Raw genomic sequence first — 22,289 nt, 5'->3', positions numbered from 1 at the left:
GCCCAGGAGGATCCGGCGCGGAGCACGGCGTCACACTCGGCCCCTCGTTCCCTGTGCCGCGTAGGCTTGTGGCGTTTCTGCGAACCGCATCCGACCGTTCTCTCCGCACGAAAGGCATCCCATGCCCGGCATCCACTCCGACATCACGAGCGCATTCGGCAACACCCCCCTCGTCCGCCTCAACCGCGTGTCGGAGGGTCTGCCCGGCACCGTGCTCGCGAAGCTCGAGTTCTACAATCCGGCGTCATCGGTCAAGGACCGTCTGGGTATCGCGATCGTGGATGCCGCGGAGGCGTCGGGCGAACTGAAGCCCGGGGGCACGATCGTCGAGGGGACGAGCGGCAACACCGGCATCGCACTCGCGATGGTCGGCGCCGCGCGTGGGTACAAGGTCATCCTCACCATGCCGTCGTCGATGTCCGTCGAGCGCCGGATGCTCCTGAAGGCCTACGGTGCGGAGCTCGTGCTCACCGACCCGTCGCTCGGCATGAAAGGCGCAGTCGCCGAGGCCGAGAAGATCGCCGGCGAAACGCCCGGCGCCGTGCTCGCGAAGCAGTTCGCGAACCAGGCCAACGTCGAGGTCCACAAGAAGACGACGGCCGAGGAGATCCTCCGCGACACCGACGGCGAGATCGGCTACTTCGTCGCCGGCATCGGCACCGGCGGGACGATCACCGGTGTCGGCCAGGTGCTGAAGGAGCGCGCCCCCGAGGCGAAGGTCGTGGCTGTCGAGCCGAAGGACTCGCCGCTCCTCACCGAAGGCAAGCCCGGACCCCACAAGATCCAGGGCATCGGCCCGAACTTCATTCCGCCGATCCTCGACCAGGGCGTCATCGACGAGGTGCAGGACGTCACGTTCGACGACGCGATCGCCACGGCCCGCGAGGTCGCGACGAAGGAGGGCATCCTCGTCGGCATCTCCTCCGGCGCCGCCGTCTGGGCGGCACTCCAGGTCGCCGCTCGCCCCGAGGCCGAGGGCAAGAACATCGTCGTCATCATCCCGTCGTTCGGCGAGCGGTACCTCTCGACCGCGCTGTACGAGCACCTCCGCGACTGATCCGCACCACCGCCCACCCGATCGAAAGCGAACCCGTGCCCGGCATCCTTCCCGACATCACCCACGCCTTCGGACGCACCCCGCTCGTGCGGCTGAACGCCCTGACCGAGGGCCTCCACGCCGAGGTGCTCGTGAAGCTGGAGTTCTACAACCCCGGGGCCAGCGTGAAGGACCGGCTCGGGTTCGCTCTCGTCGAGGCGGCAGAGGCCGCCGGTGAGCTCGCTCCCGGCGGGACGATCGTGGAGTCGACCAGCGGGAACACCGGGATCTCACTCGCCCTCATCGGCGCGGCGCGCGGGTACAAGGTCATCCTCACGATGCCCGCCTCGATGTCGAAGGAGCGCCGCACCCTGTTGAAGGCCTACGGTGCCGAGCTGGTCCTGACCGACCCGCACAAGGGCATGACGGAGGCCGTCGACACGGCGAAGCGCATCGTGGCCGAGACCCCGGGGGCGATCCTCGCCCGCCAGTTCGAGCATGAGGCGAACGCCGCCATTCACCGCCGCACGACCGCGGAGGAGATCTGGGCAGACACCGACGGTCGCATCGACTGGTTCGTCGCAGGCTCCGGCACCGGCGGCACGGTGACCGGGGTCGGCCAGGCCCTCAAGGCGAAGGATGCCGCCGTGAAGGTCGCCCTCGTCGAGCCGAAGGACTCCCCCGTCCTCACCGAGGGGCGCGCGGGCGGCCATCGCATCCAGGGCATCGGCCCGAACTTCGTCCCCGCCGTCCTCGATCGGGAGGTCGTCGACGAGATCTTCGACGCCGAGTTCGACGACGCGCTCACCGTCGCGCGGGACCTCGCCACCCGTGAGGGGATCCTCGCGGGGATGTCGGCGGGCGCCGCCGTGTGGGCAGCCCTCCAGATCGCGCGCCGGCCGGAGTCCGCGGGCGGTCGGATCGTCGTCATCGTCCCCGACGCCGGGGAACGCTACCTCTCGACCGCGCTCTACGCACACCTCCGCGAGGAGGAGACGGCGTGAGCGTCGGTGACATGCTCCGCGCGGCGCGCGAAGACATCGCCGCCGCGAAGCTGCGCGATCCCGCCGCCCGCGGTGGCGTCGAGATCGCGCTCCTCTACCCCGGTCTCCACGCCGTCTGGAGCCACCGTGCGGCGCACGCCCTCTGGGTCCGAGGGCTCCGCTTCCCCGCTCGCGCCCTGTCACAGATCACCCGATGGCTGACCGGCATCGAGATCCATCCCGGCGCCCGCATCGGGTCGCGATTCTTCATCGACCACGGGATGGGCGTGGTCATCGGCGAGACGGCCGAGGTCGGTGACGACGTCATGCTGTACCACGGCGTCACCCTCGGAGGGCGCACGCGGGATGCCGGGAAGCGGCATCCGACGCTCGAAGACGGCGTCGCCGTGGGGGCGGGGGCGAAGATCCTCGGTCCGGTGCGGATCGGCGCCCACTCCGTCGTCGGTGCGAACGCTGTCGTCACGAAGGACGCACCCGCGGACTCCGTGCTCGTCGGGGTTCCGGCCCGCGCGCGACGTCGCACAGCCAGTGAGGACACCCGCGCGCTCCTGACCGCGCCCGAGTACCACATCTGAGCGCAGCTCAGCGGAGTGGAACTCCCGCGAGAGCGGCTCCGATCCGCTCGATCGCGACCTCCAGCAGCGGGCGCGGGAGGGCGAAGACGAAGCGGACCTGCCCCACGCCGGCCTCCCCGCACGCGCGGCCGTCGGTCATCGAGACCTGAGCATTCTCGCGGAACCACTCCCCCAGGTCTCCCTCGAGGGCATAGGCCCGCAGATCGATCAGCGCGATGTAGGAGCCTTCGGGCATCGCCACCCGTGCGTGCGGTGCGTGCCGAGCGAGGCCGTCGACGAGCGCTCGGCGATTGCCGTCCAGATAGTCGACGACGCCCTCGAGCCACGATTCACCGTCACGGTACGCCGCGATGTTCGCGATGACTCCGACCGTGGCCGTGCCGTGCCCTGCCCACGGACCGAACTCGGCCCAGGCCGCCGCGTCCACGTCGTTGGACAGGATGACCTGCGCGCACTTGAGCCCTGCCAGGTTCCATGCCTTGGAGGCGGATGCCGCCGTCACGGTGTGCCCTGCTGCGACCTCCGACACCGACGCGTAGGGGACGTGGACGGTATCCCCGTAGACGATCGGGGCGTGGATCTCGTCCGAGAAGACGCGCCCGTCGTGGGCGTCCACGACCTCCGCCAACGCGAGCAGCTCGGTGCGGGTGAACACGGTGCCGAGAGGGTTGTGGGGATTGCAGAGCACGACGAGTCCGCCGCCGTCCTCGAAGGCCCGGGAGATGCTGTCGAGGTCCATCGTCATGCGCCCGTCGACCTCGATCGAGGGCACTTCGATGACGCGCCGATCCTGCATCGGCGGCACGAACAGGAACGGCATGTACGCGGGCGTCGGCACGATGACCGCAGACCCGGGAGCGCTGAAGCGCTCGATCGCGACCTGATATGCGGTGATGACATCGGGGACGGGATGGATCCGCTCCGGGTCGGGCCGCCATCCGTACCGGCGTTCGTACCACTGCGACGTGGCCGCAGCGAGGTCCGTCGACAGCGCCGCGGGGAGGTACCCGGTCAGCCCTGACGACAGGGCGTCGGAGACCGCTGATGCGATGGGTTCGGCGACACCGAAGTCCATCTCCGCCACCCACGCGCCGATCGTGCCCGGGTACGCGCTCCATTTCATGCTGCCCGCGGCGCGCAGACGCTCCTCCGAGATCGCATCGAAATCAGTGGGCATGCGCGTCCTTTCCGCGGGAGTCAGTCGTCGGCGCCCAGCGCCGCCAGCTGCGCCTCTTCGTCGGCGGAGATCGCCGACTCGATGATCGGCGCGAGAGCGCCGTCCATCACCTGGTCGAGGTTGTAGGCCTTGTACCCCGTGCGGTGATCCGCGATGCGGTTCTCGGGGAAGTTGTAGGTGCGGATGCGCTCCGAGCGGTCCATGCCCCGGATCTGCGATCTCCGGGCATCGGATGCCGCGGCATCCCGCTCTTCCTGCTGTTTGGCGAGCAGGCGCGCGCGCAGCACGCGCATGCCCGCCTCGCGGTTCTGCAGCTGGCTCTTCTCGTTCTGCATCGACACGACGATGCCGGTGGGCACGTGCGTGATCCGCACGGCGGAGTCGGTCGTGTTCACCGATTGGCCGCCGGGGCCGGAGGAACGGAAGACATCGATCTTCAGATCGTTCGGGTCGATCTGAACCTCTTCGGGCTCGTCCACCTCGGGGAACACGAGCACGCCCGTGGTGGAGGTGTGGATACGGCCCTGCGACTCGGTCGCGGGCACGCGCTGCACGCGGTGCACGCCGCCCTCGTACTTCAGGTGCGCCCAAACGCCCTGCGCCGGATCGGAACTGGAGCCCTTGATCGCGACCTGCACGTCCTTGTAGCCGCCGAGGTCGCTCTCGTTGCGCTCGAGGAGCTCGGTCTTCCACCCCTTCGACGCGGCGTACTGCAGGTACATGCGCAGCAGATCTGCGGCGAACAGCGCGGATTCCGCGCCGCCCTCGCCCGCCTTGATCTCCATGATCACGTCCCGCGCGTCGTCGGGGTCACGCGGGATGAGCAGGCGCCGCAGCCGTTCCTGAGCCGCCGCGAGGCCGTCTTCGAGGACCGGAACCTCATCCGCGAACGCGGCATCCTCGCGGGCAAGCTCACGCGCCGCCGCCAGATCGTCGGACGCAGCCGTCCACGCGTCGTACGCCGCGACGATGCGCGACAGCTCCGCGTACCGACGGTTGACGCGCTTGGCGCGTGCCGCATCGGCGTGCACCGCGGGGTCGGAGAGCTCCTCCTGCACCGCGCGGTGCTCGTCGATCAGCGACTGGACGGACTCGAACATCGCCGCGCCGGCTCAGCGGATGCTGTTGTCGTGCCCGCCACCGTGGCCGCCGGCTGCGGGTGCCGGGATCGACTTCTGCATCTGCACGAGGAACTCGACGTTGGAGCCGGTCTCCTTGAGCTTGCCGAGCACGACCTCCAGCGCCTGCTGCGGGTCGAGGCCCGCGAGGGCCCGGCGCAGCTTCCACGTGATCTTGACCTCGTCGTTCGAGAGCAGCATCTCTTCGCGGCGGGTCGAGGACGCGTTGACGTCGACGGCCGGGAAGATGCGCTTGTCGGCGAGCTGGCGCGACAGTCGCAGCTCGCTGTTGCCGGTTCCCTTGAACTCCTCGAAGATGACCTCGTCCATCTTGGAGCCGGTCTCCACGAGCGCGGTGGCGAGGATCGTCAGCGAGCCGCCGTTTTCGATGTTGCGGGCCGCGCCGAAGAAGCGCTTGGGCGGGTAGAGCGCCGAGGCGTCGACGCCACCGGTGAGCACGCGACCCGAGGTGGGCGCCGAGATGTTGTACGCGCGGCCGAGGCGGGTGATCGAGTCGAGCAGCACGACGACGTCGCGACCCAGCTCGACGAGACGCTTGGCGCGCTCGATGGCGAGCTCGGCGACGGTCGTGTGGTCCTCGGCGGGACGATCGAAGGTGGAGGCGATGACCTCTCCCTTGACCGTGCGCTGCATGTCGGTGACCTCTTCGGGCCGCTCGTCGACGAGCACCACCATGAGGTGGACCTCGGGGTTGTTCGTCGCGATCGCGTTCGCGATCTGCTGCAGCACGATCGTCTTGCCGGCCTTGGGCGGCGCGACGATCAGGCCGCGCTGTCCCTTGCCGATGGGAGCCACGAGGTCGATGATCCGCTGGGTGAGCTTCTCGGGCGCCGTCTCCAGACGCAGGCGCTCCTGCGGGTAGAGGGGGGTCAGCTTCGAGAACTCGACACGGGATGCCGCGTCGTCCACCGACAGACCGTTGATGGCGTCGACCTTGACCAGCGCGTTGTACTTCTGGCGGCTGGACTGCTCGCCCTCGCGGGGCTGCTTGATGGCACCGACGACCGCGTCACCCTTGCGCAGGTTGTACTTCTTCACCTGACCGAGCGAGACGTAGACGTCGCTCTGGCCGGGGAGGTATCCCGTGGTGCGGACGAAGGCGTAGTTGTCGAGGACGTCGAGGATGCCGGCGATCGGGATCAGGACGTCGTCCTCGCCGATCTCGGTGTCGAACTCGTCTGCGGGACCGTTCTGGCCGCGGCGCTTGTTGCGCTGGCGGCCGCGGCCCTGGCCCTGCTCGTCGTCGTTCCGGTCGTCGATCGCGGGCTTGTCGGAGCCGCCCTGGTTCTGGTTGCCCTGGGTGTTCTGGTTTCCCTGGCCGTTCTGGTTGCCCTGGCCGTTCTGACCGTTCTGGGAAGCCTGGCCGTTCTCGCCCTTATTGCGGTTGCGGCTGCGGCTGCGCGACCGGGAGCGGCTGCGCGCCGACCCCTCGCCCTCGGCGGGCTTGTCGCCCTCGGCAGACGTGTCGCCGTCGGCGGGCGCGTCGGCCTCGGCGCCCTGCTCGGGGGCGCCCTGCTCGGGAGCGCCCTGCTCGGGCGCGGACTCGTCGGGCGCGACCTCGGGAGCAGACTGCGCGGGCGCCTCGGTGGCTTCCGCTGCGGCGGCTTCCTCGGCGGCCTTGGCGGCCGCAGAACGGCGCGCGGGCTTCTTGCGCGCGGGGGCGGCGGGGGCCGCCTCGTCGGCCTCGACGGGCGCCTCCGCCGCGTCGGCGGCGGGGGCTGCGTCGGCGGCTGCCGTGTCGGTGCCGGCTGCAGCGTCCGGAGCGTCGGTGCTCTTTGCGCGGCGCGGTGCGCGCTTGCGCGGCGCCTTCGCGGGCTTCTCAGCCTCGGCGGGTGCTGCCGCTTCGGTGTTCTCGACGGCGGCGGATGCCGGGGCGTCGGTGGTGGTGGCGACGTCGTCGCCGGTCTGGATCTCGGAGATGGACTCCACGAGTTCTCCCTTTCAGATGTGGAAAGTCATGAACCGCAGCTGGCCCCGTCCACGACGGAGACCGATCCTCAGGTGGGTGTTCACGCGAACACAGGTGACGCGCCGACCCGGATGAGAGGGGATGTGCGGTGCTTCGCAGATTGCGATGGAGGGCAGATTCACGTGATTACGTGGCATCCTCCGCGTTGTCCCTCACTGTACCACCCTTGACATCGACGGCCAGCAGGCGTGGAAGCCACCGCGTGTCGGTGAGCGCAGCGGCATGGTCGACGGCATCGAGCCGCCTTCCGGGGCCGTCCGCCAGGACGAGCACGCTCGGCCCGGCACCCGAGACGACGGCGGCGAAACCGCCCGCTCGGAGCCCTCGGACGAGCTTGTCGGTCTCGGGCATGGCCTGCGCGCGATAGGACTGGTGGAGCTTGTCCTCGGTCGCCGCCATGAGGAGTTCCGGGCTCTGGGTGAGCGCGGCGATCAGCAGCGCCGACCGCGACACGTTGAAGACCGCATCCTCACGGGTCACCTGGAGCGGCGCCAACCCTCGGGCGACGGAGGTGGACATCGTGAAATCCGGTACGAACACGAGCGGCGACACCCCACGGTGCACGGCGAGCTTCTTGTGCTGAGGACCGTGGTCGTCGACCCACGCGATCGTCAGTCCGCCGAACAGGGCGGGTGCGACGTTGTCGGGGTGTCCCTCGAGTTCCGTCGCCAGCCGCAGCAGCGTCTCCGGGCCGAGCTCGACGTCGCCGGCCAGAAGTCCCTTGGCCGCGAGGAGTCCCGCGACGACGGCAGCCCCGGACGAGCCCATGCCGCGCCCGTGTGGGATCGCATTGCGCGCCTCGAGGCGGATACCGGGCATCGCCCGCCCACACGCCTCGAACGCGTAAGCCATCGAGCGCACGACGAGGTGGGACGCATCCGTCGGCACGTCCTGCGCGCCCTCTCCGGCGACGACGATCTCGAGGCCGGGCCCCGGGAGCACAGTCACGACGAGCTCGTCGTGGACGCTGAGAGCGAGACCGAGCGTGTCGAACCCGGGGCCGAGGTTGGCGCTGGTCGCCGGCACGCGGACGGCGACGCTGCGGCCGGGGAGGGTCATCCCTGGACGGGCGTCAGGTCGAGCGCGGACGCGACTTCGCTCGTCGCGGCATCCACCACGAGAGGCTCGACCTGCGATCCGTCGGTGTTGCGGAGGGCCCACTGGGGGTCCTTGAGCCCGTGACCGGTGACCGTGAGCACGACGGTCGCCCCGGCCGGGATCACGCCGGCCTCGGCGCGGTCGAGAAGGCCGGCGACGCTGATCGCCGAGGCCGGCTCGACGAAGACGCCGACCGTGCCGGCGAGCAGCTTCTGCGCGGCCAGGATCCGGTCGTCGTCGATCGCGCCGAACCAGCCGTCGGTGGCGGACTTGGCCTCCAGCGCGAGCTCCCAGGACGCCGGGTTGCCGATGCGGATCGCGGACGCGATCGTCTCGGGGTGCTTCACGACCTCACCGCGCACGAGCGGCGCGGAGCCCTCGGCCTGGAAACCGAACATGCGGGGCACCTTCGTCGCGACGCCGCGCGCGGCCTCCTCGCGATAGCCGCGGGAGTAGGCGGTGTAGTTGCCGGCATTGCCGACGGGGATGAAGTGGAAGTCGGGGGCGTCGCCGAGCTGGCTGACGACCTCGTATGCGGCCGTCTTCTGTCCCTCGATGCGGTCGGGGTTCACCGAGTTGACGAGGTGCACCTTGTACCCGGTGGCGAGCTCGCGTGCGATCTCGAGACAGTCGTCGAAGTTGCCGCGGATCTGGATGAGGCGTCCGTCGTGGGCGACCGCCTGGCTCAGCTTGCCCATCGCGATCTTGCCCTCGGGCACGAGCACCGCCGCAGTGATCCCCGCGTGTGCGGCGTACGCCGCGGCGGATGCCGACGTGTTGCCCGTCGAGGCGCAGATGACGGCTTCGGCGCCATGCTCGACCGCGCGCGAGAGCGCGACCGTCATGCCGCGGTCCTTGAACGAGCCCGTGGGGTTCATTCCTTCGAACTTGACGTAGACGTCGGCGCCGGTGAGGCGCGACAGCGACGCGGCGGGGATGAGCGGGGTGCCGCCCTCGCCGAGCGTCACGACGGTGGAGGCATCGGTGACACCGAGCCGATCGGCGAATTCGCGGAGGACTCCGCGCCAGACGTGTGCCATGTCAGTCTCCTTCTACGCGCAGGACCGAGACCACCCGGCGCACGGCGGCGTTGGCCGCCAGGCGCTCGACGGTGTCGGCCAGGTCCTGCTCCCGGGCCGTGTGGGTTCCGATGACGAGGTGCGCGACGGCATCCTCGCCCTCCTCGGCGGCGGCGCCGCCGGAGGTGGTCTGCTCGACGGTCGCGATCGACACGTTCCCGTCGCTGAGGATGCCGGCGACCGTGGCCAGCACACCGGGACGGTCGTCGACCTCGAGGGTGATCTGGCAGCTCGTCGTGATGCGGCCGATCGGGACGATCGGCAGGCCCGCGCGGGTGGACTCCCCCACCCCCGGCCCGCCGACGATGTGGCGTCGGGCAGCCGAGACGACGTCGCCGAGCACGGCCGAGGCCGTCTGAACGCCGCCGGCGCCGGCGCCGTAGAACATGAGGGGACCGGCGGCTTCGGCCTCGACGAAGACCGCGTTGTTGGCGCCGTGCACCGAGGCGAGCGGGTGGTCCCGGGGAACCAGAGCGGGGTACACGCGGACCGAGATGGCCTCCCCCGACGGCGCCGCGTCGGGCTGATCGACGAGGCGCTCGCACACGGCGAGCAGCTTGACGACGTATCCGGCCTTGCGGGCGGCGTCGATGACACCGGCGTCGATCGAGGTGATGCCCTCGCGGTGGACGGCCGTCAGCGGCACGGAGGTGTGGAACGCCAGGCTGGCGAGGATCGCCGCCTTCTGGGCCGCGTCGAATCCCTCGACGTCGGCGGTCGGGTCGGCTTCGGCGTATCCGAGGCGCTGCGCCTCGGCGAGCACCTCGTCGAAGTCCAGCCCTTCACGGTCCATCCGATCGAGGATGTAGTTGGTGGTCCCGTTGACGATGCCCATGATGCGCCGAACGCGGTCGCCGGCGAGGGAGTCGCGCAGCGGCCGGATGATGGGGATCGCCCCGGCGACGGCGGCCTCGTAGGCGACCGTGGCACCCACCTGGTCTGCCGCCTCGAAGATCTCGGTGCCATGGGTTGCCAGCAGGGCCTTGTTGGCCGTCACGACATCGGCGCCCGACGTCAGTGCGTGCAGGATCCGCGTCCGCGCGGGCTCCAGCCCGCCGGTCACCTCGATGACGATGTCGGCCCCCGCGATGAGCGTGTCGGCGTCGGTCGTGAACAGCTCGGCGGGCAGATCGGCCTCACGGCGGGCGTGGACATCGCGCACGGCGATGCCGACGAGATCCAGCGGCGCGCCGGCGCGCTCGGCGAGCTCGTCGGCGTGGGCCAGCAGCAGACGCGCGACCTGGGAGCCGACCGCGCCGGCTCCCAGCAGCGCGACGCGCAGGCGACGGGGTTCGATCATGCGGACTCCTCCGAGGTGCCGGGGCGGACGATGCCGACGTCGCGCGAGAGGAGGTCGTCGACCGTCTCCCCTCGGACGATGAGCCGCGCCTCACCTCCGGCGACAGCGACCACGGGCGGTCGCGGCACGTAGTTGTAGTTGCTCGCGAGCGAGAAGCAGTAGGCGCCCGTAGCCGCGACGGCCAGGAGATCGCCGGGCTCGATGTCACCCGGCAGATACTCGGCGTCGACGACGATGTCGCCGGATTCGCAGTGTCGCCCGACCACGCGCGCCAGCGCGGCCGCGGCGTCGCTGCGGCGGCTCGCGATGCGCGCCGAGTAATCCGCTCCGTACAGGGCGGGCCGAGCGTTGTCGCTCATGCCGCCGTCGACGCTGACGTAGAGCCGCTCAAGATCGTCCGACACCCGGACCGGTTTGACGGTGCCGACGCGGTACAGCGTGATCCCCGCTCTGCCGACCACGGCACGTCCCGGCTCGAACGCGAGCTCCGGAAGCGGGATGCCGCGGCTCGCGCACTCACGGGCCACGGCCGCGACGATCCCCTCGGCGAGGTGGGCGATGGGGGTCGGGTCGTCGGCGGCCGTGTAGGCGATGCCGAAGCCGCCGCCCAGGTTCAGGAGGGGCACCTCGCCGCCGGCGAGGAGGTCGGCGTGCAGTTCGACGACGCGCGCCGCCGACTCCGCGAACCCGGCGGTTCCGAAGATCTGGGAGCCGATGTGGCAGTGCAGACCCGCGAACCGGAGCGAGGGCAGTTCCCGGATCCGGGTGACCGCCGCCGCGGCATCCGTCATCGCGAAGCCGAACTTCTGGTCTTCGTGCGCGGTGGCGAGGAAGTCGTGAGTCTCGGCGTGCACGCCGCTGTTCACGCGGACGAGGACCGTCTGGACGCGTCCCGCGGCAGCGGCCGCCTCGGCGACGCGCTCGATCTCGACACGGGAGTCGACGACGATCGACCCGACACCGGCGCCAACGGCCTGCGCGATCTCGGGGAGCAGCTTGTTGTTGCCGTGCAGACCCAGTCGAGCGGGGTCGGCCCCCGCCGCAAGGGCGACGGCCAGCTCACCGCCGCTGGCGACGTCAACTCCGAGTCCCTCGGCGCTCACCCACCGCACGACCTCGCTCGAGAGGAACGCCTTGCCGGCGTAATAGACCCGCGCCGTGCCGCCGTGACGGGATGCCGCGTCACGGAAAGCGGCGAGCACCTCGCGCGCGCGGGCACGGACGCCGTCTTCGTCGAGCACGTACAGCGGCGTCCCGAACCGGGCTGCCAGATCATCCGCCGCGAGACCGCCGACCCGCAGGACGCCGTCCTGATCACGCTCGGCCCCCTCGGGCCACACGATCGGCACGAGCGCATTCGCGTCGTCGGGCGCCGCGAGCCACGCGGGCACGGCGGGACGGTCGGAGGCGGTGGACACGCAGGGGCACCAATCGAGCGGGGTACGGGTGTTCCCGGGCGGTGTGGCCACGCCCGGACGGTGCCCACAGTCTAGGGCACCGGGCGCGCCGGCCCTGGCCGGGTGACGCTACGAGGCGTCCCCGCACGTGCCCGGCTGCTGGGCCTTCTCGTCGCTCAGGATGGCGCTGTCGATGTCGAAGGATGCCACGACCCCGCGATCCTCCACCGCGACGTCCGTGAGGGTGAGTGCGGACGGCAGGTATTCGGCGAGGCAGACCGGCCAGCTCTCGGCGAAGGAACCGACGAGGGGGCCGACCTGCTGGCGGAGCGCGTCCGCCGAGACGTCCACGCCGCCCAGTCGGAAGGTCGTCGGCGATAGGACCAGGTCGCCGTCTTCGGCTGTCGCGGCCAGGCGGACGCCCAGGGGGACGCTCGCACCGAAGAGGCTGAGCTCCGTGTCGAGTGCGACTTCGGGGGCGTCGAGACTGACGGCATCCACGGGGAAATCATCGACGCGGCCCAGCAGGGTGCGCAGCTGCTCCTCGTCGAGGACGACGACCGCACGGGCGCTGCTCCAGTCGCCGCTGCCCCACACCGGTGCATCCTGGATGTCGACGCGGGCGTCCCCGGAGATCCCCTCGATCTCGACGTCGTCGGCGCGCAGGCTCATCTCGGCGATGCTGCCCACCGCGAGCTGGGGCAGGAGAACGCCGGGCACGTCCACGTCGATCGCCTGATCCTCCGGAAGACCCAGGTTCGCCACGATCTGAGAGCGGACGACCTGGGGCACGATCGCGCGGGCGGCGAGTTCGAGGGCGACCAGCAGGGCCGCGATCACCGCGACGACGATGATCGCGGCGATCCACCCGCGGGAGCGACGCCGACGGGCGGGGACGCCGGTCACGTCACATCCGCTCGGGCGCGCTGACGCCCAACAGGTCGAGGCCGTTGCGGAGCACCTGACCGGTGGCGTCGTTCAGCCACAGGCGTGTGCGGTGGACGTCGGTCACGGCCTCGTCTCCGAGCGGCGTCACCCGGCAGGTGTCGTACCAGCGGTGGTACAGGCTCGCGAGCTCCTCGAGGTAGCGCGCGACGCGGTGGGGCTCGCGCAGCTCGGCGGCGAAGGCGACCAGGCGCGGGAACTCCTGGAGGGCGCCCAGCAGCGCCGACTCGGTCTCGTGGTCCAGGAGCTCGGGCACGAACGCGTCGCGGGCGACGCCGGAGTCGGCGGCGTTGCGCGCGACGTTGTGGGTGCGCGCGTGGGCGTACTGGACGTAGAACACGGGGTTGTCGTTGGTGCGCTTGCGCAGGATCTCGGGATCGAGCGTGAGCGGCGAGTCGGCCGGATACCGCGCGAGCGAGTAGCGCAGCGCGTCGGTCCCCAGCCACTCGCGGAGGTCGTCGAGCTCGATGATGTTGCCCGCGCGCTTCGACAGACGCGCACCGTTGACCGACACGAGCTGCCCGATGAGCACCTCGATGTCCTTCTCGGGGTCGTCCCCGGCGGCACCGGCGAGCGCCTTGAGGCGGTGCACGTACCCGTGGTGGTCGGCGCCCAGGAGGTAGATCTTGTGCGCGAACCCGCGGTCACCCTTGTTGAGGTAGTACGCGGCGTCGGCGGCGAAGTACGTGTACTCCCCGTTCGACCGGCGGATGACGCGGTCCTTGTCGTCGCCGAAGTCGGTCGTCCGCACCCAGACCGCACCCTCGTCGTCGAACACGTGTCCCTGCTCGCGGAGGCGGTCGACAGCGTCGTCGACGAGGCTCGGTGCGCCGTCTGCGCCCGCAGCGTGGAGGGTGCGCTCGCTGAACCAGACGTCGAAGTGCACGTTGAACTTCTCGAGGGATGCCTGGAGGTCGCCGAGCTGGAACTCGTAGCCCCGGTCGCGTGCGACGATGACCTGTTCCTCGTCGGGGAGGTCGAGGATCGCAGGCTCGGCGGCCTTCACGCGGGCGGCGAGATCGTCGATGTAGGCACCGGGGTACCCGTCCTCGGGCGTGGGCTCACCCTTGATCGCAGCCAGCACGGACCGGCCGAACCGCTCCATCTGCGCACCGGCGTCGTTGATGTAGAACTCGCGGACGAGCGTGGCACCGCTGGCGAGAAGCAGACGCGCGATCGCGTCGCCGAGCGCGGCCCAGCGGGTGTGCCCGATGTGCATCGGTCCCGTCGGGTTCGCGCTGACGAATTCCAGGTTGATCGTGTTGCCGTCCTGCGAGCGGTTGGCGCCGAACGCGGCGCCTGCCTCGACGATCGTCTTGGCGAGGGCGCCGGCGGCGGCGGCATCCAGCCGGATGTTGATGAAGCCGGGTCCGGCGACCTCGACGGACGCGATCCCTTCCGTCTGCGCCAGGGCATCGGCGACCTCGGCGGCGAACTCCCGCGGGTTCACACCGATCGCCTTGCTCAGCTTCAGCGCAGCGTTGGAGGCCCAGTCGCCGTGGTCGCGGTTCTTCGGCCGCTCGACGGGGAAGTCCGCGGCGGTGAGCGCATCACCCGCGCCGGGTCGTCGCGCCTCGGCGAGAGGGACGATGACGGCGAGCAGGGCGGCGGAGAGGGCTTCGGGATCCATAGCCCGTCAAGTCTACGGTCGCTCGGACGGCCCGCCGAAGTCCGCGTTCAGGCGGGCAGGATCACCCAGATCCGGGCGCCGCCGAGCGGCGAGTCGTCGATCCCGATCCGTCCGCCGTGGGCGGCGACGACGCGTCGACAGGTGGCCAGGCCGATCCCGAAGCCGGGCGCGTCGGTGTTCGAGCCTCGCTCGAGCGGCTCGAAGACGAGATCGCGCTCGGCAGACGGGACGCCGCGGCCGTTGTCGTCCACGGTGAGCCGGACTCCGCCGACGACCGTTTCGACCCCGACGGCGATGCGAGGCTGCGGCCCGTGCGCCGCCGCGAACTTCACGGCGTTGCCGACGAGGTTCTGCACCAGGACGGCCAGGAGCGTGGGATCGCCGTTGACGGTCGTCTGCGCGTCGACGGCGACGTCGACCCCGCCGTCTTCGCCCGCGCTGCGAAGGTCTTCGATCGTCGACGACACCAGAGCCCGGACGTCCACCGGCTTCGGACGAACCGGAGCTCCGCCGACACGCGCGTAGTCGAGGAGACGGGCGATCATGCCCGACATCCGGTCGGCAGCCGATTCCGCCCGCGCGAGCGCGCGCGAGGCGGTCGGCAGACCCGCGACTTCGGGGACCTCGGAGGCGAGCTCGATGTAGCCGGCGAGCGCCGTCAGGGGGTTCCGGAGGTCGTGGGCGACTTGAGCGGCGAAGTTCTCGAGCTGCTCGTTCGATTCGCCGAGTTCCCGGCTGATGCGACGCAGTTCGAGGACGTCGACGATCTGGTGGGCGATGAGCTTGAGCGCGTCGCTGTCGTCGTCGGCGAGGTCGCGCGGGCGCTCGTCGAAGACGCAGATGGTGCCGATCGGCACACCGACCGGAGTGACGAGGGGGCTCGACGCGTAAAAGCGGACGTTGCCGATCTCGCCGGTGACGAACGGATTCTCCGCGAAGCGGTCGTCGAGGGTCACGTCCCGGATGACGGTGTGGCCGGGTTTGCGGAAGACCACGGCGCACATCGAATCCTCGCGAGCGCAGATGGCGGGCTCCATGCCGACGGCGGCGATCTGATGCTGGAAACGGTCGTCGATGATGTTGATCACGGCGGTGGGGACGTCGCACACCGTCGCCGCGAGTCTCACGAGTCCTTCGAGGTCGGGCTCCGGCGCTCCGCCGAGGACGCCGTAGTCCTCGATGATGGCGCGCCGAACCGCGTCGTCCGCTGTCTTCACGTGAGCTCCCGGGTCCCTGCTGGTCCCTACACCTTAATGAGCGAGGCGCTCGCGGGCACGGGAAGATCTGCGATCGGAGGAGAAAGTATTTCTCATGCGATGGCGAGCAGCTCCTGGCGATCGTCCCGCAGCGGATCGGATGCCGCGGCCACCTCGTCGTCCGTCCCCTGCACCTCGGCGTCGACGAGCAGCCGGCGCAGGGCCAGATTGCCGCCGTAGTAGCTGAGGAACGCGCAGTCGGCGGCGTCGCGACCGGTCGCGATGCGGACCAGTCCGCGACGATTGGCCAGTCGGGTCGCATCGAGCACGTGCCATCGCCCGTCGAGGTAGGCCTCGGCGACGGCGTGGAAGTCCATCGGAACGAGTCCCGGCGCATAGCAGGAGACATAGCGGGCGGGGATGTCCATCGCGCGCAGCAGAGCGATCACGAGATGGGCGTAGTCGCGGCAGACGCCCTGCCCGGTACCGAGCGTCGTAAGCGCCGAATCGGTCCCCTGCGACAGTCCCGGCGAATAGGTGACCGTCTCGAACACGTACGACTCCACCGCCCGGATCAACTTTTCGCCCCGGAGCCCCGAGAACTGCCGGCGCGCCTGACCGAAGACCGCGTCGGACGGCGCATACCGGCTGGGACGGAGGTAGACCGCGGTGTCGAGCTCTGTCGCGCCCAGCGGCGGGGCCTCTCCCACCACGGTCGCGCGATAGCGGATCTGCAGCGGCCCGGGTCCGACCTTCAGCCGGTGCAGCCGAGATCCGGCGGCGTCTTCGAGGACGTCGGGGCTGAGGTCGACACCGGATCGTGAGATCGCGAGCGACTCCCCCTCGCGCGGCGCCGCATCTGCGACCGCGACGGACAGGAAAAGGTCCAGCGCACCCTCGATCTCGAGGTCGAGTTCGGCTCGGACGACGCGCTGCACCGGGCAATCCTCGCACGCGGACCGGTGCATGGCGCCGGCGGCATCCGGAATCGCTTACCCTACTTCGCATGACCTCTGATCGCCGCGCGCGCACCTGGGGCCTCGGCGTCCTCGCGGCCGGGGTCGCCGCTGTCGTCGCGCTGTCCGCGTGGCAGCCCTGGAGTCGCACCCCCGGGATCGACACCGCCGCGTCCGGCGCCTACGGCCTCGGCTCCCAGCCGCTGTCGGTCCCCGCCGGAGCGGACGTCCTCGTCTTCGGGGACTCCTGGACGTACGGGTCGGCCGCAACACGGCCCACCGACGGCTACGCGTACCGGCTGGGCGACCTGATGGGGTGGGACGTCACGGTGGACGGCGTCCGCGGATCGGGCTACATGAAGCCCGGGATCGACGGACCTGATTTCGGGACCCGCGCCAGTTGGCTGGACCCCGAGGCGGATTACGACCTGGTCGTCATCCAGGGGTCGATCAACGACCGTCTGCAGGGCGAGCGCGGATACCGCGACGCCGTGTCTGAGACGTGGGATCGGTTCGAGCGCGCGTATCCCGGCGCACAGTTCGTGATCTTCGGTCCGACGCCGCACGAGTTCCCGGTCTTTGAGGGCACGGCGCGGATCGACCGCGACCTCGCCGCAGAATCCGCCGAACGCGGCTGGTGGTACATCTCTCCGCTCGCGGAGGAATGGATCACCCCGGCGAACTATCTCGACATGATCGACACCGGAGTCGGCGCCAAGCATCCTTCGGACGCCGGGCATCGCTACCTCGCCGAGAAGCTCGCGCAGGCCCTGCGGGACCGGAGCGCCACCACCGATGCCGGTGTGGACGCCCCGCTCGACCCGGCAGGGCCGTAACCGCCTCAGCGGGAGACGGCGTCTTCGATCGGCACGTCGCCGGCGTTGAAGGAGATCGTGCGTCCGGCGGTGCGGGGCTCGTCAACGGATGCCGCGATGACGTGGGCCACATCGGCGCGTGACACCGAGGCGGCGTCGGCCGCGTCGACGTCGATCCTGCCGGTCGCGTCGTCGAGGGTGAGTGCGGAGGGCGCGAGGATCGTCCAGTCCAGGCCGCTGGAGCGAAGGTGCTCGTCCGCGGCCGCTTTCGCCTCGGCGTACGGGAAGAACGCGTCGCCGGGGTCGACACCGTGGTCGGGGCCGGCTCCGAAGTACGACACCATCACGTAGCGACGCACGCCCGCCGCCACGGCGGCGTCGATGGAGCGGATCGCCGCGTCTCGGTCGACCGCGTAGGTACGTTCGGGCGAGCCGCCGCCCGCGCCGGCCGACCAGATGACGACGTCGTTCCCCGAGACGAGGTTCGTGAACTGGTCGGCGTCGAAGCTCTCGACATCGGCGACCAGCGGGGTCGCACCCGTCGCCGCGACGTCGTCTTCGTGCTCGGGGTTCCGGATGACAGCGGTGACGTGGTGACCGACCGCGACCAGTCGGGGCTCGGCGAGGAGCGCGACTTTGCCGTGCCCGCCGATGAGGAGGATGCGTGCCATGAGTGTTCCTTTCCGGTGCCTCGATCGTAGGCACGGCTCACGGGCGTGAGCGGGCCCTTGCGCTTGTACGCTCGACGTGAGATTGGGCCGCACGGAGGTCGCCGGACGAGAGCGACAGCGAGTCGTTCATCGAGTTCTGATCACCGCGGCGGCGGTGCGAGAGGGATCTCCCAGCGGTCGTCCCACGGCTCCGCCCACCCCAGTCGCGTGAACAGCGCATCGAGGATCATGGCGGTGAACCCCCAGACGAGCCGGTCTCCCGCCTCGCTGGGCAGCAGGAACGCGGGGCCGCGGAAGGTGACGCCCTCCCGGCGGAGCACCGTGACACCGCGGTGCGCGGGATCGATCAGGTCGGCGATGGGTGCCCGGAAGACGTCCGCCGACTCCGCGTGATCCACCACGCCCACCGGGGACGGTGCACGCCACCAGCCGAGCACCGGTGTGACGAGATGGCGGGAGTGCTCCAGCGGGATGGGCTCCAGCGAGCCGAGGACCTCGACGCCGTCCGTGTCGAGGCCGGTCTCCTCGCGGGCCTCACGCAGGGCGGCCGCCGTCTCGTCGGCATCCCCCGGGTCGACGCGACCGCCGGGGAAGGCGACCTGCCCCGGATGAGACCGCAGCGTCTCGGCGCGCGAGAGCAGGAGCACGTCGAGGTCGCGCGAGACCGCCGCGGCCTGTGCCTCATAGGCGCTCGCCCGGCCGTCGAGGATGCCGAACAGGATGAGCACCGCTGCCGAGCGCGGGTCGGCCACCGTCGGCATCCCGCGGAGCAGCTCGAGACCCGCGCCGCCGGCGACGGATTCGGCGAGCGCCGCGAGCTGGGCGCGCGCACCGATCGGCGGAGTGGATGCCATGCTCCCAGGCTAACCAGCCGCCATGGACGCGTCGCCGCGGTGCGGGAGACGGCTCAGCCGGTGATAACCTCGACCGGTACGCCTCCGTAGCTCAGGGGATAGAGCGTTGGTTTCCGGTACCAGAAGTCGGGGGTTCGAATCCCTCCGGGGGCACGGCGTACACAAGGGGAGTCGAGGAATCGGCTCCCCTTTGGTGTACCCGGAGGTGTACCCGATCTCCGCGAAGCGACCGATCGAGAGTGTCGGCCACGTGCCGTACATTGTTCGAACAGATGTTCGAAGGGGGAACCACATGCATCACATCGGCATCGACGCAATGACGCTCACTGAGGTCCGCGACGCGGCTGCCGCCGAGGGGCGCTCGACGGCCGACTTCTACCGCCGTCACAGTGACTTCTCTGCCCGAGTGATGACGTCGGCAGGGTCGAGCTCCAGCACGGAGGCGATCCGTCGCAGCGCAGAGCTGTTGGCGGTGGATTCGACGCTGTGGGGCGGCTATATCAGTGGCGTCCGCGTCGATGGGTCGAATGTACGTGACACTGCAGGTGTCGGCCGATGATCCCGACCGCCAGAGTCTCGGCAAACGGGCCACGAATGCGATGTCGACTCTGCTCCCCGCATCTGCGGTTCAAGGTGTCGACTGGATCATCGTGGAAGATGCGTCCGGGGCGGTCACCGCGCAAGAGCAGCCGAACCCTTTGTGAGTCTCGTGACTCGGTGAGCTGTCACGGGGTCGCGCGCCTGCCCCTCGATCGCGTCGGCCGCGCGCACCAGAAGCTGGTAATACCTGGCGGCCGGCATCCCGTCGAACGCGGCCTCGATCTCGTGGACCTTCGATCCCGGGTGGCCGGGGTGTGTGGCTTCGAAGTCGAGGAGTTCGGCGGCGGTGGGCATGGGTCGATTCTCTGACCGGCCGCCAACATCAGCTGGTGCCTCATGTTCGCGGGATCTTCTCGATGGCAACGGCAACTACCTGCGCTCGAAGAAATCGAAGGGCAAGTACAAGGGCGTTGAGACTCGGCGAGCGAAGAAACCGCCCCGCGGCTGACCAAAACCTTTGCAGGGCCGCTCAATTCACCCCCTGGGAGTGCGAGTCATCGGGTCCAGGTGCGCGCTTCGTTCGCCATCGTGGCACGAGCCGATTTGAGGTGAGGCGCCGGGTGCGGGTTCCCGGCGAGGTTCAACGGCGGAACCCATTTCCTGATGAGGGCGCTCTCGACGTCGCGGAGCGGCACCGTGAGCTCGTGGGCCGGCCAGACGGCGAGCGTCAGGTACCGGTGCATCCATGCTGTCAGGAGGCTGTCGTGCTCAGCGCTCAGGCCGTAGTTGCTGAAGTGGCCTGGATTCGCGGGATTGCGGGGTATCCCTCTGAGGCCGAGCGCGTCGTGCAAGAGTGCGGCGAAGGATCTGCGCACGGTGCTGCTGCCCGTCTGAGCGCGCCGAGTGGGATCAGCGGTGAAGTGGCCACGGAGTTCTCGACTGACGAGGCTGTCTTCTGCCTTGCCGACATATAGCAGGCTGTCCGGGCGATGAGGCAACCCGAGCTGTCCCCAACCGCCATCGTTGCCGAAGATAGCGTACAGCCCCGGTTCATCGGGAACGTGGCTCCCGGCATCCGCTATGGACCAGCGGGCACCGGTCAGCGCCGCTACCGCGTCATCCAGATGGGTCATGGAGGCACGCTAACGGAAACCGCGGGTCTCGGTCATCGTTGGCTCTGTCCGACCATCGCGCGATGATGTGGCCATGAGACATATCGACTCCGCGGACGGGGCAGGCGTAATCGCATCGGAGATTCTCCGGGACCGGTCACGGCCTCTCGTCCTGATCAGCGCGAACGCAGAAGGCGAGTTCGCGTTCGATGCGGAGGCCATTGCCCATGCTCTTGCGGGGGATGCGGACGTCGCGACGATAGAGACTGGCGAGCCAACATACGCACTTGAGAGACTTCTTCCCCCGAAAACGCATGTCTTCGGGGGCGCTGCTCGCTCCTACCCACCGGACTTCGCAGCGAACCCGGAATGGCAGAGATCCCTATTGCGCTTCCCGGGCCGGCGGGACGACGACCTCGTGGAAGACGCCCTGGCGCAGATCGTGATTCGTCCAGTCGTCGCACCGGTCCGCCGCTCATGGGTCCGCGCAACGGTCGACCTTCTCTCAGGGTCGGCTGCAGGCAACGTCGCGCACCTCGAAGATGGTCAGCGAGTGATGATTGTCGCCGATGGACTCCCGGCGAGCATCCGAATCGCAGACGCGCTCGAGGTAGGCGCGCACGTCGAAGGGTGGCTCACTGGCGTTGATCTTGCCCCAGAAGCGGAGCCGGTTGACCTAGCGCCGCTCACCGAAGGGTCGGTGACGTTGGCCCGTGTGATCAAGGTGACCGATCTTCGAGCGAGTCTTGTGCTCCATCCCCTCGCGCCCGAGTTCGTTCTCCGGAAACGCGCTGTCGTGCCCGGCGTTGATAACGGTGAGAACGAAGACGTGCGGGTGAGTGATGTGCTCCGCGTGGGTGAGACGGTTCGTGTTCGGATCACGTCCGACAAGGCGGGCGTCGGACTGACCTTGATCAACGCCGGGGGCGAGCTCCCGTTCGTTAAACCGCTCCCAATCCTTCGCGGCGGCCCACCGTGGCTTCGCGAGGGGGTGCATGCCGTCGCCGACGCCGAGCCAGTCGCCGCCGCGAGGGACGTCACGCCAGAACCTTCGCTCGCTCCGGCTACCCCGTCGGCGCCGAGCGCGGGTAACGGTGCGATTGCCACCGCCGAGCTCGCGATGATCAGGGAAGAGATGGCGGGCCTCAAGGACGCGTTCTTACGCCTCGGGCGCGAGGTGCGCGCTGGCACTGACTTGGAGACGCTCGACCAACTTCGTGACCAGAACACCAGCCTCTCCGAGGAGCTTCATCGCGCACGCACCGCTCTTCGCGACCAGACCAGCGCGGCCTCAAGACTGAGACAAGAAGCTCGAGATGCGCGCAACCAGCGCCCAGAACCGCAACTCTCAGGAATACGTACCGGTCGGTCGGCATGGCCGACTGAAGAGTCGTGGCTAAGGCACGAGATCACCGGAACCTGGGCGGCACGCACGCTGGCCTCCGAGAAGCTTGAACATCCGCTCGCCGACTACATCGTTGGCCCTCGTTTCCTTGCGAGCATGCGCGAGGTGGGTGACGCCTACACGGAGAAGGTTCTCCGCGGAGTTGTCGACGCCCTTACTGACCGCGCCGCCGACATACCCGGTCGTCAGCTGCATCGCCTCCGCAGAGGACAAGGCGGGAGCGACCCGTACGTCACGCGCAGCGACGGCGCAGTCTGCTGGCGGCTGTCGTTGGAGACCAACACGCCATCAGCTCGACGCCTGCACTATTGGCAGATGACCGGCGGCACGTACGAACTCAGCCGCGTTGTCCTCCACGATGACGTCGAACCCTGAGCGACCTCCCTCGGCC

At 69.7% G+C, this 22,289-nt stretch carries 21 protein-coding genes and 1 tRNA gene; 7 read left to right on the top strand and 15 right to left on the bottom strand.

Going from position 1 to position 22,289, the window contains the following annotated elements; genetic code table 11:
• Positions 1-121 precede the first annotated feature (121 nt).
• Genes cysK (BKA24_RS05855) through epsC form a run of 3 tightly spaced genes read left to right on the top strand, consistent with a single transcriptional unit; the run spans position 122 to position 2,615 of the window.
• Entirely contained in the window at positions 122-1,057 is a 936-nt protein-coding gene (gene cysK, locus BKA24_RS05855) for a cysteine synthase A (protein ID WP_184216076.1), read from the top strand.
• A gap of 35 nt (positions 1,058-1,092) precedes the next feature.
• A complete protein-coding gene (gene cysK, locus BKA24_RS05850) occupies positions 1,093-2,040 on the top strand; it encodes a cysteine synthase A (RefSeq protein WP_184216074.1) in 948 nt (315 codons plus the stop codon).
• A gap of 11 nt (positions 2,041-2,051) precedes the next feature.
• Positions 2,052-2,615, top strand: coding sequence for a serine O-acetyltransferase EpsC (gene epsC, locus BKA24_RS05845; protein WP_184220473.1), 564 nt, complete (start codon positions 2,052-2,054; stop codon positions 2,613-2,615).
• Between the two features lie 7 nt (positions 2,616-2,622).
• On the opposite strand, the gene BKA24_RS05840 is transcribed toward epsC, so the two are convergent.
• The 11 genes from BKA24_RS05840 to BKA24_RS05790 all read right to left on the bottom strand — a co-directional run bounded on the left by BKA24_RS05840 (position 2,623) and on the right by BKA24_RS05790 (position 16,483).
• Positions 2,623-3,792, bottom strand: coding sequence for a MalY/PatB family protein (locus BKA24_RS05840; RefSeq protein WP_184216072.1), 1,170 nt, complete (start codon positions 3,790-3,792; stop codon positions 2,623-2,625).
• A gap of 20 nt (positions 3,793-3,812) precedes the next feature.
• Positions 3,813-4,892 carry a peptide chain release factor 1 gene (gene prfA, locus BKA24_RS05835; protein WP_184216070.1) on the bottom strand — a complete coding sequence of 360 codons (1,080 nt, stop codon included), beginning with the start codon at positions 4,890-4,892 and terminating at the stop codon, positions 3,813-3,815.
• 12 nt (positions 4,893-4,904) lie between these two features.
• The gene (gene rho, locus BKA24_RS05830; protein WP_184216068.1) at positions 4,905-6,860 is read right to left on the bottom strand and encodes a transcription termination factor Rho; all 1,956 of its coding nucleotides are present in this window, start codon (positions 6,858-6,860) and stop codon (positions 4,905-4,907) included.
• Positions 6,861-7,026: 166 nt separating this feature from the next.
• Entirely contained in the window at positions 7,027-7,959 is a 933-nt protein-coding gene (gene thrB / locus BKA24_RS05825) for a homoserine kinase (protein WP_184216066.1), read from the bottom strand.
• Positions 7,956-9,038, bottom strand: a complete 1,083-nt coding sequence (gene thrC / locus BKA24_RS05820) for a threonine synthase (RefSeq protein WP_184216065.1) — start codon at positions 9,036-9,038, stop codon at positions 7,956-7,958. The genes thrB and thrC overlap by 4 nt, the downstream gene beginning before the upstream one ends.
• Position 9,039: 1 nt before the next feature.
• Entirely contained in the window at positions 9,040-10,377 is a 1,338-nt protein-coding gene (locus tag BKA24_RS05815; RefSeq protein WP_184216063.1) for a homoserine dehydrogenase, read from the bottom strand.
• Positions 10,374-11,795, bottom strand: coding sequence for a diaminopimelate decarboxylase (gene lysA / locus BKA24_RS05810; RefSeq protein ID WP_184216061.1), 1,422 nt, complete (start codon positions 11,793-11,795; stop codon positions 10,374-10,376). Before lysA ends, BKA24_RS05815 begins: the two co-directional genes overlap by 4 nt.
• A 108-nt stretch (positions 11,796-11,903) precedes the next feature.
• Entirely contained in the window at positions 11,904-12,680 is a 777-nt protein-coding gene (locus BKA24_RS05805; protein WP_184216059.1) for an LmeA family phospholipid-binding protein, read from the bottom strand.
• A 1-nt stretch (position 12,681) separates the two neighbouring features.
• Positions 12,682-14,349 (bottom strand): arginine--tRNA ligase, encoded by a 1,668-nt coding sequence (gene argS / locus BKA24_RS05800; protein ID WP_184216057.1) that lies wholly within the window; start codon positions 14,347-14,349, stop codon positions 12,682-12,684.
• 47 nt (positions 14,350-14,396) lie between these two features.
• Complete coding sequence (locus BKA24_RS05795) at positions 14,397-15,566, bottom strand: ATP-binding protein (RefSeq protein ID WP_184216055.1); 1,170 nt, start codon at positions 15,564-15,566, stop codon at positions 14,397-14,399.
• A gap of 92 nt (positions 15,567-15,658) precedes the next feature.
• Positions 15,659-16,483, bottom strand: a complete 825-nt coding sequence (locus tag BKA24_RS05790; protein ID WP_184216053.1) for a transglutaminase domain-containing protein — start codon at positions 16,481-16,483, stop codon at positions 15,659-15,661.
• Between the two features lie 68 nt (positions 16,484-16,551).
• Between BKA24_RS05790 and BKA24_RS05785 the strand changes: the two genes are divergently transcribed.
• Positions 16,552-17,337, top strand: a complete 786-nt coding sequence (locus tag BKA24_RS05785; RefSeq protein ID WP_184216051.1) for an SGNH/GDSL hydrolase family protein — start codon at positions 16,552-16,554, stop codon at positions 17,335-17,337.
• A gap of 5 nt (positions 17,338-17,342) precedes the next feature.
• Here the strand turns inward: BKA24_RS05785 and BKA24_RS05780 are convergent, their stop codons facing one another.
• Both BKA24_RS05780 and BKA24_RS05775 read right to left on the bottom strand, forming a co-directional pair.
• A complete protein-coding gene (locus BKA24_RS05780; protein WP_184216049.1) occupies positions 17,343-17,987 on the bottom strand; it encodes an SDR family oxidoreductase in 645 nt (214 codons plus the stop codon).
• A gap of 140 nt (positions 17,988-18,127) precedes the next feature.
• Positions 18,128-18,841 carry an NUDIX hydrolase gene (locus BKA24_RS05775; protein WP_184216047.1) on the bottom strand — a complete coding sequence of 238 codons (714 nt, stop codon included), beginning with the start codon at positions 18,839-18,841 and terminating at the stop codon, positions 18,128-18,130.
• Between the two features lie 80 nt (positions 18,842-18,921).
• Here BKA24_RS05775 and BKA24_RS05770 point away from each other — a divergent pair.
• Both BKA24_RS05770 and BKA24_RS05765 read left to right on the top strand, forming a co-directional pair.
• Positions 18,922-18,994: transfer RNA gene (locus tag BKA24_RS05770), tRNA-Arg, on the top strand.
• Positions 18,995-19,133: 139 nt separating this feature from the next.
• On the top strand, positions 19,134-19,400 hold the full coding sequence (locus BKA24_RS05765; protein WP_184216045.1) for a hypothetical protein: 267 nt from the start codon (positions 19,134-19,136) through the stop codon (positions 19,398-19,400).
• 113 nt (positions 19,401-19,513) lie between these two features.
• Here the strand turns inward: BKA24_RS05765 and BKA24_RS05760 are convergent, their stop codons facing one another.
• Both BKA24_RS05760 and BKA24_RS05755 read right to left on the bottom strand, forming a co-directional pair.
• Positions 19,514-19,735: a DUF3263 domain-containing protein gene (locus tag BKA24_RS05760; RefSeq protein WP_184216043.1), complete on the bottom strand. Its 222-nt coding sequence runs from the start codon at positions 19,733-19,735 to the stop codon at positions 19,514-19,516.
• A 200-nt stretch (positions 19,736-19,935) separates the two neighbouring features.
• Complete coding sequence (locus BKA24_RS05755) at positions 19,936-20,514, bottom strand: GIY-YIG nuclease family protein (RefSeq protein ID WP_184216041.1); 579 nt, start codon at positions 20,512-20,514, stop codon at positions 19,936-19,938.
• Positions 20,515-20,587: 73 nt separating this feature from the next.
• On the opposite strand from BKA24_RS05755, the gene BKA24_RS05750 reads away from it, so the two are divergent.
• Positions 20,588-22,273 (top strand): hypothetical protein, encoded by a 1,686-nt coding sequence (locus BKA24_RS05750; protein WP_184216039.1) that lies wholly within the window; start codon positions 20,588-20,590, stop codon positions 22,271-22,273.
• The last annotated feature ends 16 nt before the right edge of the window (positions 22,274-22,289 follow it).

The organism is Microbacterium marinum (genome assembly GCF_014204835.1).
Taxonomy (GTDB): domain Bacteria; phylum Actinomycetota; class Actinomycetes; order Actinomycetales; family Microbacteriaceae; genus Microbacterium; species Microbacterium marinum.
Note: the sequence above shows the minus strand (reverse complement) of the source record. Positions and strands in the feature narration are given on the sequence as shown.

Bases quoted from the DNA above. Each gene is read 5' to 3' on its own strand.
- BKA24_RS05760 (WP_184216043.1), bottom strand. From the start codon at position 19,735: ATGCCCACCGCCGCCGAACTCCTCGACTTCGAAGCCACACACCCCGGC.
- BKA24_RS05750 (WP_184216039.1), top strand. From the start codon at position 20,588: ATGAGACATATCGACTCCGCGGACGGGGCAGGCGTAATCGCATCGGAG.
- prfA (WP_184216070.1), bottom strand. From the start codon at position 4,892: ATGTTCGAGTCCGTCCAGTCGCTGATCGACGAGCACCGCGCGGTGCAG.
- BKA24_RS05755 (WP_184216041.1), bottom strand. From the start codon at position 20,514: ATGACCCATCTGGATGACGCGGTAGCGGCGCTGACCGGTGCCCGCTGG.
- thrB (WP_184216066.1), bottom strand. From the start codon at position 7,959: ATGACCCTCCCCGGCCGCAGCGTCGCCGTCCGCGTGCCGGCGACCAGC.
- BKA24_RS05785 (WP_184216051.1), top strand. From the start codon at position 16,552: ATGACCTCTGATCGCCGCGCGCGCACCTGGGGCCTCGGCGTCCTCGCG.
- BKA24_RS05775 (WP_184216047.1), bottom strand. From the start codon at position 18,841: ATGGCATCCACTCCGCCGATCGGTGCGCGCGCCCAGCTCGCGGCGCTC.
- BKA24_RS05840 (WP_184216072.1), bottom strand. From the start codon at position 3,792: ATGCCCACTGATTTCGATGCGATCTCGGAGGAGCGTCTGCGCGCCGCG.
- thrC (WP_184216065.1), bottom strand. From the start codon at position 9,038: ATGGCACACGTCTGGCGCGGAGTCCTCCGCGAATTCGCCGATCGGCTC.
- epsC (WP_184220473.1), top strand. From the start codon at position 2,052: ATGCTCCGCGCGGCGCGCGAAGACATCGCCGCCGCGAAGCTGCGCGAT.
- BKA24_RS05780 (WP_184216049.1), bottom strand. From the start codon at position 17,987: ATGGCACGCATCCTCCTCATCGGCGGGCACGGCAAAGTCGCGCTCCTC.
- BKA24_RS05815 (WP_184216063.1), bottom strand. From the start codon at position 10,377: ATGATCGAACCCCGTCGCCTGCGCGTCGCGCTGCTGGGAGCCGGCGCG.
- BKA24_RS05765 (WP_184216045.1), top strand. From the start codon at position 19,134: ATGCATCACATCGGCATCGACGCAATGACGCTCACTGAGGTCCGCGAC.
- argS (WP_184216057.1), bottom strand. From the start codon at position 14,349: ATGGATCCCGAAGCCCTCTCCGCCGCCCTGCTCGCCGTCATCGTCCCT.
- cysK (WP_184216076.1), top strand. From the start codon at position 122: ATGCCCGGCATCCACTCCGACATCACGAGCGCATTCGGCAACACCCCC.